Annotated in this window: 14 protein-coding genes; 8 read left to right on the forward strand and 6 right to left on the reverse strand. The window is 46.4% G+C overall.

Annotated features, from left to right (window positions below; all coding sequences use genetic code 11):
• Positions 1 to 124: 124 nt before the first annotated feature.
• The 5 genes from jag to rpmH form a co-directional block, all read right to left on the reverse strand.
• Complete coding sequence (jag, locus tag PG862_RS02655) at positions 125 to 793, reverse strand: RNA-binding cell elongation regulator Jag/EloR (RefSeq protein ID WP_117796774.1); 669 nt, start codon at positions 791 to 793, stop codon at positions 125 to 127.
• A gap of 14 nt (positions 794 to 807) precedes the next feature.
• Complete coding sequence (locus PG862_RS02660; RefSeq protein WP_333489788.1) at positions 808 to 2,061, reverse strand: YidC/Oxa1 family membrane protein insertase; 1,254 nt, start codon at positions 2,059 to 2,061, stop codon at positions 808 to 810.
• A gap of 19 nt (positions 2,062 to 2,080) precedes the next feature.
• On the reverse strand, positions 2,081 to 2,290 hold the full coding sequence (yidD, locus tag PG862_RS02665) for a membrane protein insertion efficiency factor YidD (protein ID WP_333489800.1): 210 nt from the start codon (positions 2,288 to 2,290) through the stop codon (positions 2,081 to 2,083).
• Complete coding sequence (rnpA, locus tag PG862_RS02670) at positions 2,286 to 2,645, reverse strand: ribonuclease P protein component (protein WP_107000958.1); 360 nt, start codon at positions 2,643 to 2,645, stop codon at positions 2,286 to 2,288. Before rnpA ends, yidD begins: the two co-directional genes overlap by 5 nt.
• Positions 2,646 to 2,837: 192 nt before the next feature.
• Positions 2,838 to 2,972, reverse strand: coding sequence for a 50S ribosomal protein L34 (rpmH, locus tag PG862_RS02675; protein WP_087225913.1), 135 nt, complete (start codon positions 2,970 to 2,972; stop codon positions 2,838 to 2,840).
• Positions 2,973 to 3,571: 599 nt separating this feature from the next.
• Between rpmH and dnaA the strand changes: the two genes are divergently transcribed.
• The 6 genes from dnaA (at position 3,572) to gyrA (ending at position 12,257) form a co-directional block, all read left to right on the forward strand.
• Complete coding sequence (dnaA, locus tag PG862_RS02680) at positions 3,572 to 4,942, forward strand: chromosomal replication initiator protein DnaA (protein ID WP_022358493.1); 1,371 nt, start codon at positions 3,572 to 3,574, stop codon at positions 4,940 to 4,942.
• Positions 4,943 to 5,227: 285 nt separating this feature from the next.
• On the forward strand, positions 5,228 to 6,346 hold the full coding sequence (gene dnaN, locus PG862_RS02685) for a DNA polymerase III subunit beta (protein WP_118524027.1): 1,119 nt from the start codon (positions 5,228 to 5,230) through the stop codon (positions 6,344 to 6,346).
• 60 nt (positions 6,347 to 6,406) lie between these two features.
• The gene (locus PG862_RS02690; protein WP_107000960.1) at positions 6,407 to 6,613 is read left to right on the forward strand and encodes an RNA-binding S4 domain-containing protein; all 207 of its coding nucleotides are present in this window, start codon (positions 6,407 to 6,409) and stop codon (positions 6,611 to 6,613) included.
• A gap of 11 nt (positions 6,614 to 6,624) precedes the next feature.
• Positions 6,625 to 7,734 carry a DNA replication/repair protein RecF gene (recF, locus tag PG862_RS02695; protein ID WP_117796771.1) on the forward strand — a complete coding sequence of 370 codons (1,110 nt, stop codon included), beginning with the start codon at positions 6,625 to 6,627 and terminating at the stop codon, positions 7,732 to 7,734.
• Positions 7,735 to 7,756: 22 nt separating this feature from the next.
• Positions 7,757 to 9,670 (forward strand): DNA topoisomerase (ATP-hydrolyzing) subunit B, encoded by a 1,914-nt coding sequence (gyrB, locus tag PG862_RS02700; RefSeq protein WP_270706385.1) that lies wholly within the window; start codon positions 7,757 to 7,759, stop codon positions 9,668 to 9,670.
• A gap of 46 nt (positions 9,671 to 9,716) precedes the next feature.
• Positions 9,717 to 12,257 carry a DNA gyrase subunit A gene (gyrA, locus tag PG862_RS02705; protein ID WP_270706387.1) on the forward strand — a complete coding sequence of 847 codons (2,541 nt, stop codon included), beginning with the start codon at positions 9,717 to 9,719 and terminating at the stop codon, positions 12,255 to 12,257.
• 139 nt (positions 12,258 to 12,396) lie between these two features.
• On the opposite strand, the gene PG862_RS02710 is transcribed toward gyrA, so the two are convergent.
• Positions 12,397 to 13,410: a LacI family DNA-binding transcriptional regulator gene (locus PG862_RS02710; RefSeq protein ID WP_118696093.1), complete on the reverse strand. Its 1,014-nt coding sequence runs from the start codon at positions 13,408 to 13,410 to the stop codon at positions 12,397 to 12,399.
• 184 nt (positions 13,411 to 13,594) lie between these two features.
• Here PG862_RS02710 and PG862_RS02715 point away from each other — a divergent pair, with 184 nt between their 5' ends.
• Together PG862_RS02715 and PG862_RS02720 are read left to right on the forward strand one after the other, a co-directional pair.
• Positions 13,595 to 15,166, forward strand: a complete 1,572-nt coding sequence (locus PG862_RS02715; RefSeq protein ID WP_022358501.1) for an AbgT family transporter — start codon at positions 13,595 to 13,597, stop codon at positions 15,164 to 15,166.
• Positions 15,167 to 15,293: 127 nt separating this feature from the next.
• The gene (locus tag PG862_RS02720; RefSeq protein WP_107000966.1) at positions 15,294 to 17,111 is read left to right on the forward strand and encodes an aminopeptidase P family N-terminal domain-containing protein; all 1,818 of its coding nucleotides are present in this window, start codon (positions 15,294 to 15,296) and stop codon (positions 17,109 to 17,111) included.
• Positions 17,112 to 17,163: the final 52 nt, after the last annotated feature.

Consider the following 17,163-nt stretch of genomic DNA (forward strand, 5'->3'; position numbering starts at 1 on the left):
CTTTATTTACAAATCTAGTCTAATATTTATTTCTTTTTTCATGTTTTCACGATAAACCTCTCGCGCTCGATCCCCCACAAAAAAGAAGGTCTAGATACCTCCAGACCTTCTTCGTCACACTTATTTACTTCTCATATCTCACATACCCGTCACTTCTCTCGCGTCTGCCCTCACGCTTCAGCGAAATAATCACATGCCGGAACGGATCCTCGCCCTCGCTGCGGGTGGTGACATACTTGTCATTCTGCAGCGCTGCATGAATGATCCGTCTCTCATACGGGTTCATCGGCTCCAAAGATACGGAACGTTTCGTTCTCTTTACCTTGTAAGCAATGTTCTTTGCCAGTGTCTCAAGCGTCTCTTTCCGTCTCTCGCGGTAATTCTCGGTATCGAGCTTCACGCGGACGTAATTCTCGCTCTTCTTGTTGACAACCAGGCTGACCAGATACTGGAGAGAATCCAGGGTCTGACCTCTCTTACCGATCAAAATACCCATATCCTCGCCGGAGAGGTCGATGTTCATCTCGCACTCTTCCTCATTGAAAGCCGCTGCGATCTTCACATCTAAGTTCATCGCATCAAATACCTGGCTTAAAAAGTCGATCGCACGATCCTCGAGCGTCTCTTTCTTCTTAGCACGGATGATCGCCGGTTTCGCGCCGATCCCCAGAAATCCGGCGCTTCCTTTTTCGACCACTTCGTACTCTAATTTATCACTGGTGGTTTCCAGTTCAATCAGTGCCTTTGTTACTGCCTCATCGACTGTCTTAGCGGTAACCGTAATCATATCCATCCTGCGCCCTCCTTCTATTTTTTCGCGTGCTTATCGTTGTACTTCTGCACCATCTTGGCCTTGGAAGCCAGACTGCCCGGCTTCGGATCGGAATTGTAAAATGCTTCAGACGCCTCCATCTGCTTTTTATTGCGGGAGATCTTGTCCTCTTTCGCCTTGCTTTCCGCATCCTCGCGTGCCTGAAGCGCCTTTAAATTCACGCTTGCCTTCTCGCTGACATTGGCCGGCGGCAGACCTTTTCTCGCTCTCTTCTTGTTCATCTTCTCCACGTTGCGGCGGATCAGATCATCGACATCGATCTTGTTCATATGTGCATTTACGATCAGCTGCTGAACGAGCTGGAATGCACCCTGAACGACCCAGTAGATACCGATCGCGGACGGCAGGGAGAAACAGAAGAATACGGACATCAGCGGCATCGTGATCATCATGCTGTTCATCATGCTCGCGCCCGGCGCGTCCTGATCCACCTGCTGTAAATTGGAAATCAGCTTGGTGGAGAGCCACTGGGTCAGACCTGCGAGGATCGGGATGATCCATGCGATCGTGATGTGGTTAAAACCGGTAAACGGCGGAGTTGCCAGATTGATGCCGAAGAAATAGTTCATCTGCTCAATCTTGCCCGCATTTTCTGCGATCGTCGAAGAGATCTGCGGGAATAAACTTTCCAGCGTATCCCATCCAGCCGGTGTCAACTTATATAACATATCTACGACTTTGTTTGCCACGGTGTAGTCTACCTTGTCCACCGCCATGCCGACACCGCTTGCCAGCTCGGAAATCTTGTTGACGTAATCCGGCTGCTCCATCAGCGGGTTCGCTACGTTGTCAAAAAAGACACGTACTGACGGTACGTATGCCGGAATGTTGTAGATAACCCGGTACAAAGCGAAGATAATCGGAAGCTGAATCGCCATCGGCAGACATCCTGCCATCGGATTCGAGCCATATTTCTCATAAACTGCCTGCATCTCGACCTGTTGTTTAGCCATCGATGCCTGATCGGTTTTTCCCTTATACCTATTCTGAACCGCCTTGATTTCAGGGTTCATAAGCGACATAAGTTTTGACGATTCCTGCTGTTTGATCGTCAGAGGAAATAACAGTAACTTTGTGATAATGGTAAACAGGATGATACACAGACCGATATTCATGATCCCCATGCTGCTGGTAATCCGGAATAAAAAGTCCATGATATAACCAAACACGCTGGCGATCGGTCCCATGATCGAACCTGCCTTTGTCGCAACTAAAACGCTAACGTCCAATGAACTACCTCCTCATCCTTTACGGAACTGGATCATAACCGCCTTCTGCAAATGGATTACAGCGAAGAATCCGCTTACATGCCAAAATCATACCTTTTACAGCGCCGTACTTTTTAAGTGCCTGGATGGCGTACTCCGAGCACGTCGGCGTGTACTTGCAGTGAGGTCCTGTCATAGGGGAAATATAGAGCTGATATCCCCGAATCATCTTTATCAAGATCTTCTTAATCAATATTCTCACTTCGATTCTCCAGAATGTTATGCAGTCCGCATAAGTGCAGGTATGCACTCTCAATTTTTTTGAAGTCTGCTTCTTTCGCTGCCGGTCTGGCAACGACTACGATGTCTAATCCGAGTCTGACTCTGTCCTTATTTAACCGATAGCTCTCCCGTACCAACCTTGTCACGTGATGGCGGACCACGCTGTTTCCAACCTTTTTGCTGACGGAGATACCGATCCGAGGCTCCTTCCCGTCATCCACCCGCTTCACGTACATAACCAGAAGCTTATTGGCATAGGATTTCCCTGTCTTGTAAACCTTTTGAAATTCGCTGTTCTTCTTAATTGAATTAAAACGCTTCATTAAAATCACCAATGATAAATAATATAAAATAGAATCCGGCTTGCCGGATTCACGCACCGAGGTGCGATTGCATTAGCAATCATTTTCCCCTGCAGCGAGTGTGCATCGCAGAGCTTTTCTTAATATTCTTAGAACTTTTTCTATGAATATTAAGAAAGGCCACAATCTATAACTCGATTGCGGCCTCGTTCATTAAGCAGATAATTTTGCTCTACCTTTTGCTCTTCTGGCAGCCAGAACTTTTCTTCCACCTGCGCTGCTCATTCTCGCACGGAATCCATGAACTTTTGCTCTCTGTCTTTTCTTCGGCTGAAATGTCATCTTCATGTCTGCATACACCTCCTCATCCATAATATAGTAAGAGAAATCCACGCTTCCTCCGGCTCACGCCGAAATCCGCATTCTTCTCAACATAGTTAGACTATTGTAATTAAACATCTTCTCCATTATATAGAAGAATTCCGCATTCGTCAACCACTATTTTGATCTTTTTAATCCCCATAGAACAAGGAATTTCTGTGGTTTTTCCACCATTTCGATCCTGCGTCCCCACAGATCGATCGTCGATTGCTGTCGAGGCACCTTATTGTATACAGTATACACACCGGGACGTTTCCATTTTGTGGATAAAAAAATCCTTATTTTATCAGCATTCCCGCCACCTATTCACAGCTTATCCTCCACTTATCCACATTTTGGGGATAACTTGTGGAAAAGCCGTGGAATACGATCTGGATAAGCTTCTGATTGTTCACACCCATTCACCAAAAAGCCTTATTTTTCGGCGTTTTTTCCACGTGGATAACTGAATTTCACTTATTCACATTGCGGGTTTTTATTGAAAAATGTGGACAAATCATGTAGAATAGAACTTAGATTGGGTTATTTTGCAGTTTTGGCTGCTTTTTACGTTTAGGAGACACAGTATGATAGAGAAAATTAAGGAAAAATGGGATGAAATTCTCCTCCATATTAAAGAAGAACACGAACTGACGGACGTTTCTTTCAAAACATGGCTGCTTCCGACGCAGCCTTATTCCATGAAAGACGGCACCCTTCAGATCCTGGTTCCGGATGTGCAGTTTCTCGGCTATATCAAAAAAAAATACGGACTTTTGATCCAGATTACCATCGAAGAACTAACCGGAATCGAGTGTGAGGTCGATTTTGTCACCATCGAACAGGTCGATGAGCCGCAAAAAGAGACGGACAAAAGCCATCTGATCAACCGCCCGTCCGAGGTCAGCCGCCAGCTCATCCAGGATGCGAACTTAAATCCGCGCTACACATTCGACACCTTCGTCGTCGGCGCGAACAATAACTTAGCGCACGCCGCTTCCCTCGCCGTGGCAGAATCTCCGGGTGAGATCTACAACCCTCTCTTCATTTACGGGGGTGTAGGTCTGGGAAAAACGCATCTTATGCACTCGATCGGACATTTTATCTTAAAAAACAATCCAAAAGCGAAGGTTCTCTACGTTACAAGTGAGAAGTTTACGAACGAACTGATCGATGCGATCCGGAACAAAAACAATATTTCCACCACGGAGTTCCGTGAAAAATACAGAAACAACGACGTCCTCCTCATCGATGATATCCAGTTTATTATCGGTAAGGAATCGACACAGGAAGAATTTTTCCATACCTTCAACGCACTCTATGAAGCGAAAAAACAGATCATTATCTCCTCAGATAAACCGCCGAAAGAGATCGAGACGCTGGAAGAACGGCTTCGTTCCCGTTTCGAATGGGGCTTGACCGTCGATATCCAGTCGCCGGATTATGAAACCCGTATGGCGATCCTCCGCAAAAAAGAGGAACTCGAGGGCTACAATATAGATAATGAAGTGATCAAGTACATCGCCACCAACGTCAAGTCCAACATCCGCGAACTCGAGGGCGCCCTCACCAAGATCGTCGCCCTTTCCAAGTTAAATAACAAGGAGATCACGACGGAGCTGGCGGAGGAAGCGCTCAAGGATCTCATTTCCCCGAACGCGGAGAAAGAAGTGACCCCAGAGCTGATCATCCAGGTCGTTGCTGATCATTTCGGTATCACTCCGCTTGACATTTCCTCCCAGAAGCGCAACAAGGAGATCGTATTCCCGCGCCAGATCGTGATGTATATCTGCCGTTCGATGCTCGGAACTTCCCTGCAGAATATCGGCAAATATTTAGGCGGTCGGGATCACACGACGATCATCCACGGTCACGACAAGATCGCTGCCGATATGGAGAAAAACGAATCGCTTCGCAATACAGTGGAAATCTTAATGAAAAAGATCAGCCCACAGTAGGTTTCTTCCACAATTTCGCGTGGAAAAGTGGTTGAAAACCTGTGGATAACTTTTCCCACATTTTGCTCCATTTCAGGGTTGTGGATAATTCAAAAGTTATCCAGCCGGTTCCGGACAGTTTTACACAGCCTTTTTAACCATTCAAAAGGAGTCTGAACCCCTGTATTTTCGGGGCTGTCCGGAGAATTCCACATATTCACAGCCCCTACTACGATTGCGACGGAATTTATATATATCTTTTCTTTCCGTTCCACGTTATTTTTAGCAAAGGAGTTATCAACAAACATGAAGCTTTCATTTGAAAAAGATCATTTAATGAACGGCATCAACATTGTTCTGAAGGCCGTTCCTTCCAAAACCACCATGCCGATTCTCGAATGCATCCTGATCGATGCTGTTTCGGATGAGATCAAACTGACCGGCAACGATATGGAGCTGGGAATTGAGACGAAGGTCGAAGGAACGATCCTGGAACGTGGAAAAATCGCTCTTGATGCCAAGCTTTTTTCCGATATTATCCGCAAGCTCTCCGGCGAAAATTCTACGATCACGATCGAATCGGATGAAAAATACAACACGACGATCACCTGTGACAAGGCTATTTTCCAGATTCAGGGCAAGGACGGCGATGAATTTTCCTATATTCCCCACATTGAGCGGGATAAATTCATCACACTTTCCCAGTTTACCTTAAAAGAGATCATCCGCCAGACGATCTTCTCGATCTCGCCGAACGACAGCAACAAGATGATGACCGGTGAGCTGATGGAGGTCACCGGCAATGAACTTAAGCTCGTTTCCCTCGACGGACACCGCATGTCGATCCGCAAAGTTGCATTAAAAGAACAGTACGATGATATAAAAGTCATCGTTCCTGGCAAGACTTTAGGTGAGATCAGCAAGATCTTAAACGGTGACAACGACTCTGAGGTACAGATTTTCTTCAGCACCAACCACATCATGTTTGAATTTGACGACACGATCGTGTTATCCCGCCTGATTGAGGGCGAGTATTTCCGGATCAATCAGATGCTTTCCTCCGATTATGAGACGAAAGTTACCTTGAACCGCCGTGATTTCATGGATGCGATCGACCGTGCGAGCATTCTCGTCCGTGAAAATGATAAGAAACCTTTGATCTTAAACTTTACCGATGAAGAAATGGAGTTAAAGATGCATTCCGCCTTCGGTACGATGGATGCACGTCTGGCGATTACCAAGTTTGGAAAAGACCTGATGATCGGCTTCAACCCGAAGTTTTTGGGTGATGCGCTGCGAATCATCGATGATGAGGAAGTGACTCTGTACATGATGAATCCGAAATCCCCGTGCTTTATCCGGGACGAGGAGGAGACTTACATCTATCTGATCCTGCCGGTCAATTTCAATGCGGCAGCGATCTAACCTGCCATTTTTTGACATGGCAGGTGCAGGCAGACAGTGACAGAAAGGATCTGAAATAAGATGGAGATAAAACTGAGAGATGAATTTATAAAACTGGGTCAGGCGCTTAAGGCAGCCGGTCTGGTAGAGTCCGGCGTGGATGCTAAATTTGCGATTCAGGACGGGCTTGTGAAGGTCAATGGCGCGGTGGAGATGCAGCGCGGCAAGAAGCTTTACGACGGGGACAAAGTCGAGTATGACGGAGAGACCGTAACAATCACCAAATAAAGGATGGTTTCATGTTTATCGAATCGATCGAACTCAAAAATTACCGCAATTACGGGGAATTACATATGGATTTTGATCCGGGGACGAATGTTCTCTACGGGGACAACGCGCAGGGTAAAACCAATATTCTTGAAGCGGTCTACGTGTGTGCGACGACCAAGTCCCACCGCGGCAGCAAGGACAGGGAGATCATCGAATTCGGAGAGGACGAGTCCCACATCAAGATGCAGCTTCGCAAGGACGATGTGCCATACCGGATCGACATGCACCTAAAGAAAAATAAGACGAAGGGCGTGGCGGTCAACGGGATTCCGATCCGGCGGGCGAGCGAGCTTTTCGGCATCGTTAACGTGGTGTTTTTTTCGCCGGAAGATCTGAATCTCATTAAGAACGGGCCGGCGGATCGACGCCGTTTTATTGATCTGGAGTTATGTCAGTTAAACCGGCTCTACGTCCATTCGCTGGTGCAGTACAACCGGGTAGTGATACAGAGAAATAAGCTCTTAAAGGAGCTGTTTTTCCATCCCGAGTACGAGGAGATGCTGGATATATGGGATATGCAGCTTGCTTCCTACGGGCGGGAGGTGAGCCAGTACCGGCGGGAATTTATCGGTGAATTAAACGAATTGATCCGTCCGATCCATCAGAAATTGTCGGGCGGAAAGGAAGAGCTTGTTATTCAGTATGAGCCGAACACGGAGGCGGATCAGCTGGAAGCGGCTGTCAAAAAGAGCCGCGAGGCGGACCGGAAGCAGAAGACGACGCTGGTCGGACCGCACCGGGATGACTTAAGTTTCTATGTCAACGGGATTGACATCCGGCGCTTCGGTTCACAGGGACAGCAGAGGACGGCGGCATTATCGCTCAAACTGGCGGAGATTGAGCTGGTTAAAAAGATCAAAAAGGAGTATCCGATTCTGCTTCTCGACGATGTTTTGTCGGAGTTAGATGGGAAACGGCAGGATCATCTGCTCGCCAGCATACGTCATATACAGACGATCATTACCTGTACAGGCTTGGATGATTTTATCAGCCACAGCTTCCAGATAGATAAGACCTTTCGGGTCGTGAGCGGGACGGTCACCTGTGAACGTCCAAACAAGACAACTAGTCAGACATAAAACAGCAAGTGAAGGAGGAACTATGGGTTCAGAATACAGTGCAGATCAAATACAGATATTGGAGGGATTGGAGGCGGTCAGAAAGCGTCCTGGTATGTATATAGGCAGCACATCTGTAAGAGGCCTCCATCACCTGGTGTATGAGATAGTTGACAACTCCGTAGATGAGGCATTAGCCGGATTCTGCAGTCACATTGAAGTACAGATCAATGCAGATAATTCCATCACGGTACAGGATGACGGTCGTGGTATCCCGGTTGATATTCAGAAAAAAGCCGGACTTCCGGCCGTTGAGGTTGTATTTACGATCCTGCATGCAGGCGGTAAATTCGGCGGTGGCGGATATAAGGTATCAGGCGGACTTCACGGTGTAGGTGCATCGGTTGTAAACGCCCTTTCCGAGTGGCTGGAGGTTGAGATCTGCCGCGATGGAAAGGTATATAAGCAGCGCTATGAGCGCGGCAAAACCATGTATCCGCTGAAAGTAGTCGGTGAGTGTGCTCCGGATAAGCACGGCACACGGGTTGTATTCCTGCCGGATAAGGAGATTTTCGAGGAAACGGTCTACGACTATGATACGTTAAAAGTACGCCTGCGTGAGACGGCATTCCTGACGAAAAACCTCCGGATCACGCTGCGTGATGACCGCGAGGTAAAGCATGAGAAGACTTTCCATTACGAGGGCGGTATCAAGGAATTTGTCACCTACTTGAACCGGAGCAATGAGAAGCTCTATGAGCCGGTTATTTACTGCGAGGGCATCAAGGACAAGGTGTTTGTCGAGGTGGCGATGCAGCATAACGATTCCTACACGGAAAATATCTACACATTCGTCAACAATATCAATACCCCGGAGGGCGGTACGCATCTGGCTGGTTTCAAGAGCGCGCTGACGAAGACTTTTAACGATTATGCAAAGAAAAATAAGCTTCTCAAGGAAAATGAACCGGCGCTCAGTGGCGAGGATATCCGCGAGGGCATTACAGCCATCATCAGCGTCAAGATCGAGGAGCCTCAGTTTGAGGGACAGACGAAGCAGAAACTCGGCAACAGCGAGGCCCGCACGGCGGTTGATGCGATCGTGAGCGAGCAGCTGACGTATTTCTTAGAGCAGAATCCGGCGGTTGCCAAGATCATCTGTGAGAAATCGATTCTTGCCAAGAGAGCCCGCGACGCAGCCCGCAAGGCCCGCGAGATGACGAGACGTAAATCAGCGCTCGATGGCATGGCGCTTCCAGGAAAGTTAGCCGACTGTTCCGATAAGAATCCGGAAAACTGCGAGATCTACATCGTAGAGGGAGATTCCGCGGGCGGTTCCGCCAAAGAGGCGAGAAATAAATCGAATCAGGCTATCCTGCCTCTTCGAGGCAAGATCTTAAACGTAGAAAAAGCAAGACTGGATCGAATTTACGGCAATGCGGAGATCCGTGCGATGATCACGGCATTTGGTACCGGTATTCATGAAGATTTTGATATTTCAAAACTTCGTTACAACAAGATCATTATCATGACCGATGCCGATGTGGATGGTGCACATATCAGTACCCTGCTTCTGACGTTCCTGTATCGTTTTATGCCGGATTTGATCCGGGAAGGACATGTATATCTGGCACAGCCGCCGCTTTATAAGATCGAGAAGAATAAGCGTGTCTGGTATGCATACAGCGATGATGAGCTGAATTCGATTCTGACTGAGATTGGCCGTGACAACAACAATAAGATCCAGCGTTATAAAGGTCTGGGTGAGATGGACGCGGAACAGCTTTGGGAGACTACCATGGATCCGGAGCGCCGAATTCTTCTCCGTGTCCAGATCGACAGTGAGACTGCTTCGGAGGTTGATCTGACATTTGCTACCCTGATGGGGGATCAGGTTGAGCCGCGCCGTGAGTTTATCGAGGCAAATGCGAAGTACGTAAAGAACCTGGATATTTAATTAAATTTAAGTCACTTAAATCCTTTTGAGGACGAAAGGAGTATAGATGGAACCAAATATATTTGACAAAATTCATGACATTGATCTGAAAAAGACAATGGAAACGTCTTACATCGATTATGCGATGAGCGTTATTGCTGCCCGTGCACTTCCGGATGTGCGGGATGGCTTGAAACCGGTGCAGAGACGAGTGCTTTATTCGATGGTTGAGCTGAATAATGGACCGGATAAGCCCCACCGTAAGTCAGCCCGTATCGTCGGTGATACAATGGGTAAATACCACCCACATGGTGACAGTTCAATCTATGGTGCGTTGGTAAATATGGCTCAGAAATGGGCTACCCGTTACCCGCTTGTAGATGGACATGGAAACTTCGGTTCCATGGACGGCGACGGCGCCGCAGCGATGCGATACACCGAGGCAAGACTGAGCCGTATTTCCATGGAGATGCTGGCGGATATTGGCAAGAATACCGTTGATTTCATGCCGAACTTTGATGAGACTGAGAAAGAACCGACGGTTCTTCCGGCTCGTTTTCCCAATATTCTGGTAAATGGCGGCACCGGTATCGCCGTTGGTATGGCAACGAATATTCCGCCTCACAACCTGCGTGAGGTGATTGCTGCCGTTGTCAAGATCATAGACAACCGGGTGGAGGAAGACCGCCCGACTACCATCGAAGAACTGATGGAGATCGTAAAGGGACCTGATTTCCCGACAGGAGCAACCATCCTTGGAAAAGCAGGCATCGAAGAAGCGTACAGAACCGGACGCGGCAAGATCCGTGTACGGGCTGTATACAATATCGAGGCCATGGCAAATGGCAAGAGCCGTATCATCGTGACAGAGCTTCCTTATGCAGTGAATAAGGCTCGTTTGATCGAAAAGATCGCAGAGCTTGTAAAGGATAAAAAGCTTGATGGAATCACGGATCTGCGTGATGAATCCAACCGTGAGGGACTTCGGATCTGCATTGAACTGCGCCGTGATGTGAATGCCAATGTCATCATGAACCGTCTGCTGAAGCATACACAGCTGCAGGACACCTTTGGTGTGATTATGCTGGCGCTGGTTAATAATGAGCCGCGTATCTTAAATCTGCAGCAGATCCTGGAATATTACTTAAAGCACCAGGAGGATGTGGTAACCAGAAGAACCAAATATGATCTGAACAAGGCAGAAGAGAGAGCCCATATTTTGGAAGGTCTTTTAAAGGCACTGGATCATATCGATGAGGTTATTAAGATCATCCGCGGTTCTGCCAATGTTCAGGCGGCGAAAGCTCAGTTAATGGAGCGTTTTGATCTTTCGGATGCACAGGCACAGGCCATCGTAGATATGCGTCTGCGTGCTCTGACCGGTCTGGAACGCGAGAAACTGGAAAATGAATATAAAGAGCTGGAGGCAAAGATTGCAGAGTTGAAAGCGATTCTGGCAGATGAGAAGAAACTTCTGTGTGTTATCAAGGAGGAGATCTCCCTCATCGCTGATAAATACGGAGATGACCGCCGTACCGCCATCGGATATGATGAATACGATATGTCTGCGGAGGATTTGATCCCGGATGACGATATCGTTGTGACCATGACCAATTTTGGCTATATTAAGAGAATGTCCAGCGATAATTTCAAGAGCCAGAACCGCGGAGGCAAGGGAATCAAGGGCATGCAGACTATTGAGGAAGATTATATCGAAGATCTGCTGATGACCACAACCCATCATTATGTGATGTTCTTTACCAACAAGGGACGCGTATACCGTCTGAAGGGATACGAGATTCCGGAGGCAGGACGCACTGCCAGAGGTACTGCCATCGTGAATCTGCTTCCGCTGATGCCAGGCGAGAAGATCACATCCATCGTTCCTATGAAGGAGATCGATGATGAGAAATATCTCTTCATGGCAACCCGCAATGGTATGGTTAAGAAGACTCCGATGAAGGAATACAGCAATGTCCGCAAGAACGGTCTTCAGGCGATTGTACTTCGTGATGACGATGAATTGATCGAAGTTAAGGCTACCGATAATACCGAAGATATTTTCCTGATCACAAAGAAAGGTATGTGTATCCGATTCCATGAGACCGATGTCCGCGTAACAGGCCGTGTTTCCATGGGGGTTATCGGCATGAAGTTTGATGAAGGCGATGAAGTCATCGGTATGCAGATGGCCAGCCAGGGAGAATGCCTGCTGGTGGTATCGGAAAATGGTTATGGAAAACGCACTCCGATTGATGAATTTACAGCCCAGAACCGAGGCGGCAAGGGCGTGCGCTGCTATAAGATCATCGACAAAACCGGTGATTTGGTGGGTGCAAAGCTGGTAGATAATGAGCGCAAGATCATGCTGATTACCAATGAAGGCATCATCATCAAGATGGCAGTCAGCGACATCTCGATTATCGGACGCAATACCTCCGGTGTGAAGCTGATGAGTATTGATGCTGAATCCGGCATAGCAGTTGCAAGCATCGCCAAGGTGCGGGAGAGCGACAAGGATGAGGATGAAGAAGACGAATTTCTGGAGGAACAGGACGGAGAAGAAACCGAATCTGAGAATACGGAAGATGTCATGGCTGAACTGTAACGAATAAAAAGTAAAAAAGATCAGATATCCTTGATCTTTGAAAAGAAAATCATAAAAAAGAGAACATCCGGCAATTCATAAACTGGAATTAGCGGGTGTTCTCTTTTTGATCTTTATAAGGCGCAGTATTTTAACAGCGTCACAGCGTCGTTTCTCTCTGAATGAGGCGGCACTTGAATTCCTGGTAGGTAAATTCAGATTCACGGTTTTCGATCATAGCAAGAAGAAGTTTGGCAGCATACTCGCCCATTTGATCGTAGGGAATATCAATGCCGCTGATAGAAGGATAGTCCATTTCATAGAAATTCACCTCGTTCAGGAAGATATGGCGAATTCTCTGAGGGATGGAAAAGCCTGTTTTTAATATTTCACGCTGCAGCAGCAGTCCAATGTCGTAGTTTTGAGAAATGGCAAGATCAAAACTGCGGTTTTCCATGTATTTAGCTAAAAATTGCTGCAAATGAATCAGATCACGATCCTTGATAGGGCAGATCACGTGCTCCAGATGGCAGTTCGGTGCCGTCCGGCGAAGCAGGGATTCAAAAAGCGGATATTTATTATTAACTAAAAGACCGTCGTTGCTGATGGAAAAATACCGCACTTCGCGGATTTCCTTTTCCAGACAGAAGGAGGCACATTCCTGCAGGGCATATTCAAATGCATGGGGGAACGGTGTTTTTTTTGAGAAAACTCCGTCCATACAGATAACCACATAAGGAATATGATTTTCATCGGCCGGTTTTGTAAAAGCAGCGTGATCATCGTTGGAAATAAAAATGAGTCCATCGATCACGTTGGAATAATAGCTTTTGACATAATCCGGAGAAGAATCTATATCATCCATTTCATTGAAAATCGTGATGGTATAGTCGATCTGGGACAGGTACTGGCTGATTCCGGTAAAAGCATTTAAGAAAGCCTGGCGGCTGTAATCTTTTGCACATACAATTCCGATGGATGTGCAGTTTTTGGTCCGCATGCTTTTGGCAGAGGCATTGGGATAGTAGTGAAGTGTTTCAACAGCCTCTAAAACCTTGCGTCTGGTTTCCTCACTGATCTTCTGATTCTGGCGATTATTGATCACATAAGATACAGTCGCCTGAGAGACTCCGCAGAGTTTTGCGATGTCTTTTGCAGTAACATTTTTTTTCATAATTTTGTAGACTCCTTATAACACTTTTACAGTTTATTAAATTTCTCTAAAAATGTCTATAGAAATTCACTAAAATACACAATAATTTAATATTGCTAAAAAAATAATTGAAATGCCGATCCTTTTGTGATATTCTAACAATACAAAATTCACTTATACGTATAAGTTGGGAATGGAGGAAAAAATGGGAAAAGCAAACGAACAAGCAAAAGATAAGCCTTCGTTATTAAACCGCTGGCTGAACGGAATTGAGAAAGTCGGAAATAAACTTCCGCATCCGATTTCTATTTTTGCAATTTTAGTTCTCTTTGTTATCGTTCTTTCTGCTGTCTGTGAGATGGCTGGAGTTTCGGCAACAGGTGAACTGGTTAACCGTTCTAAGGGAGTCGTAGAGACGCAGACGGTTCAGGCTGTCAGCCTTTTGAATGGTGAGGGGCTTGTGTACATGCTGACACATGCAATCACTAACTTTACAGGATTCGCTCCTTTGGGAGTTGTCCTGGTAGCTATGTTTGGTATCGGACTTCTGGAGGACAGTGGTTTAATTGGCGGCGCATTAAAGTCTGCTGTAGAGGTTACTCCGGCTAAGTTAATTACTCCGATGATCGTATTCTTAGGCGTTATGTCCAACCTGGCCGATGCAGTTGGATACATCGTTCTGATTCCGATCGCAGCACTGATGTTCATGGCATACAATCGTCATCCGGTAGTTGGTATGGCTGCAGCATTTGCAGGTGTATCCGGTGGTTTCTCTGCAAACTTATTAATCGGTACTCTGGATCCGCTTCTTTGCGGTATTACCAACGAGGCTGTAAAGATGGTAGACCCGACTTATGTAGTTGAGCCGACCGGAAACTGGTACTTCATGATGGTGTCTACCTTCCTGATCACAATCTTAGGTACTATCATCACTGAGAAAGTCGTTGCACCGCGTTTTGGTGAGTATCACGGCAATGGGGAAGAGAATGAAACAAGCTCTGAGTATAAATTAAACGACCAGGAAAGAAAAGCTCTGAAAGTAGCTGGTTTAACCTTACTGGTTATGATTCTGGTTCTGGTAGCTTTCTGTCTCCCGGCTAACTCTGTTATGAGAGCTGAGGATGGAACACTGTTAGGAAACTCTCCGTTTATGGAGGGCATCATCCCGATTATCACTGTACTTTTCTTCGTGCCGTCTGTTGTATATGGTCATATGACTGGCGTATATCACGGAGAGAAGGATGTCTGCAACGCTATGGGACGTGCCATGGGAACCATGAGCTCCTACATCGCTCTGACCTTTGTGGCAGCACAGTTTATTAACTTCTTTGGTTATACCAAATTAGGAACGATCCTTGCATTAAAGGGAGCTGAATTCTTTAGAAGCTCTGGTATTGGAACTATCCCGACCATGATCTTATTCGTTCTTTTTGCAGCCTTCATCAACCTGTTCATGGGTTCTGCATCTGCAAAATGGGCTCTGATCGCGCCGGTATTCGTACCGATGTTCATGCTGTTAGGTTACACACCGGAGTTCGCTCAGGTTGCTTACCGTATCGGTGACTCCTGTACAAACGTTATCACTCCGATGATGTCCTATTTCGCAATGATTATCGTATTCATGAAGAAATATGATAAAGAGGCTGGTATCGGAACACTGGTTTCCACCATGCTTCCGTACAGTATCTGCTTCCTGATTGGATGGAGTATCCTGTTAGTATTATGGATCGTACTTAACCTTCCGTTAGGACCGGGCGTTGGAATGTTTCTTGGCTAATGGGGCTGAAACGTTACGATAATTTAAATAACTAGAATAAGATGTACTCTGGGAATGTTTTATGCGGAATGCATAGACATTCCAGGAGTACATATTTTTTCAAAAAAATCGTATGAAGGAGGAAATAATGAACCAGACAAATGTAAAAATTGGACAATTAAGAGATCGCATGAAAGAACTGGGAATCGATGCATACCTGGTTCCGACTGCGGATTTTCATGAATCTGAGTATGTAGGAGAATTCTTTAAATGCCGTCACTTCCTGACCGGTTTCAACGGAACCGCTGGAACGGCTGTTATCACTATGGACAAAGCCGGACTCTGGACAGACGGAAGATACTTTGTACAGGCAGAAGAGCAGCTTTCAGGCAGTGAGATCAAATTATACCGCATGGGTGAACCTGAATTCCCGACTCTGGACGAGTTTTTAGAGGAGGAGCTTCCGGTTGATGGATGCCTTGGATTTGACGGTCGTGTTGTAAACTCTGAGTTGGGGTATGGTCTTCAGAACTTACTGCAGGAAAAAAATGTAACAATCAACTGCAGCAAGGATCTGGTAGGTGAGATCTGGACTTCCCGTCCGGCTATGTCCTGCGAGCCTATCTGGAGCCTGGATGTAAAATATGCCGGAAAGAGTACCGTAGAGAAACTTTCAGATCTTCGTGATGCCATGAAGAAAAATAAAGCACAGATTCATCTTATGACGGCTCTGGATGAAATCGCATGGTTATTCAACCTTCGTGGAAACGATATTGTAAATAACCCGGTATTTCTGTCCTATGCACTTATTACACAGGATGAAGCCTATTTATACGTACAGAAAGAAGCTATCAAAGAAGATACTAAGATGGGAAAAGAGGTTTGTGCGGCTTTAGCTGAGGCAAAGGTTCAGGTAAAAGAGTATGCGGAATTCTTACAGGATGTGGCAGCCCTGAAGAATGAGAAGATTCTTCTGGAACGCAAGAAAGCAAGCTTTGCTGTATGCGAGAGCATTGATGCTTCCTGCCGTATTATAGACGAGATGAATCCTTGTGCGACCATGAAGGCTGTTAAGAATGCGACCGAGATCGAAAATATGCGTAGGGCCCATTTAAAAGATGGCATTGCTGTTACCAAGTTTATGTACTGGCTGAAGCATACCATCGGAACCTGCGATATGACAGAGATGACAGCGGCTCATAAAATTGAAGAACTGCGAGCAGAGCAGGGCAACTATATCGAGCCAAGTTTCGTAACCATTGCCGCTTACAAGGAAAATGCAGCAATGTGCCATTATCATCCAAGCGATGAGGTATGCAAGAAATTAAAACCGGAAGGTCTTCTGCTGGTAGATTCCGGCGGACAGTATTTAGAGGGAACTACTGATATCACAAGAACCTATGCATTAGGACCTCTGACCGAGAAGGAAAAAGAGTACTACACAATCGTAGCAGCCGCTATGCTGAAGGTATCAACCATGAAGTTCCTTCACGGCTGCCGGGGAATCAACTTAGACTACACCATCCGTGAAGCATTCTGGAAACGTGGTCTTGATTTTGCACATGGTACCGGACATGGTGTTGGATATCTTTCTAACGTACATGAGAGACCGAACGGACTGCGCTGGAAGGTTGTTCCGGAGCGTCAGGACAGTGCTGTGATTGAGCCGGGCATGATCTGCTCCGATGAGCCGGGTCTGTACTTTGCTGGCGATTTCGGAACCAGAACAGAGAACCTGATCTTATGTGTCGAGGATGAGAAAAATGAGTACGGACAGTTCCTGAAGTTCGAATTCCTGACCAAGGCGCCGATTGACTTAGAGGCACTGGATACACGTTTCATGGATGACGCGGATATCGAGCGCTTAAATACATACCATAAAGACGTATACGAAACCATTTCTCCGTATATGAATGACGAAGAAAAAGAGTGGTTAAAACACGTGACAAGAGAAATTTCAAGATAATATAATACCTCTTGAAAAACGGCACACCGCATTCTCGTTACTTTAGCCTGCA

This window comes from Clostridium fessum (assembly GCF_027698965.1).
Taxonomy (GTDB): Bacteria; Bacillota; Clostridia; order Lachnospirales; family Lachnospiraceae; genus Otoolea; species Otoolea fessa.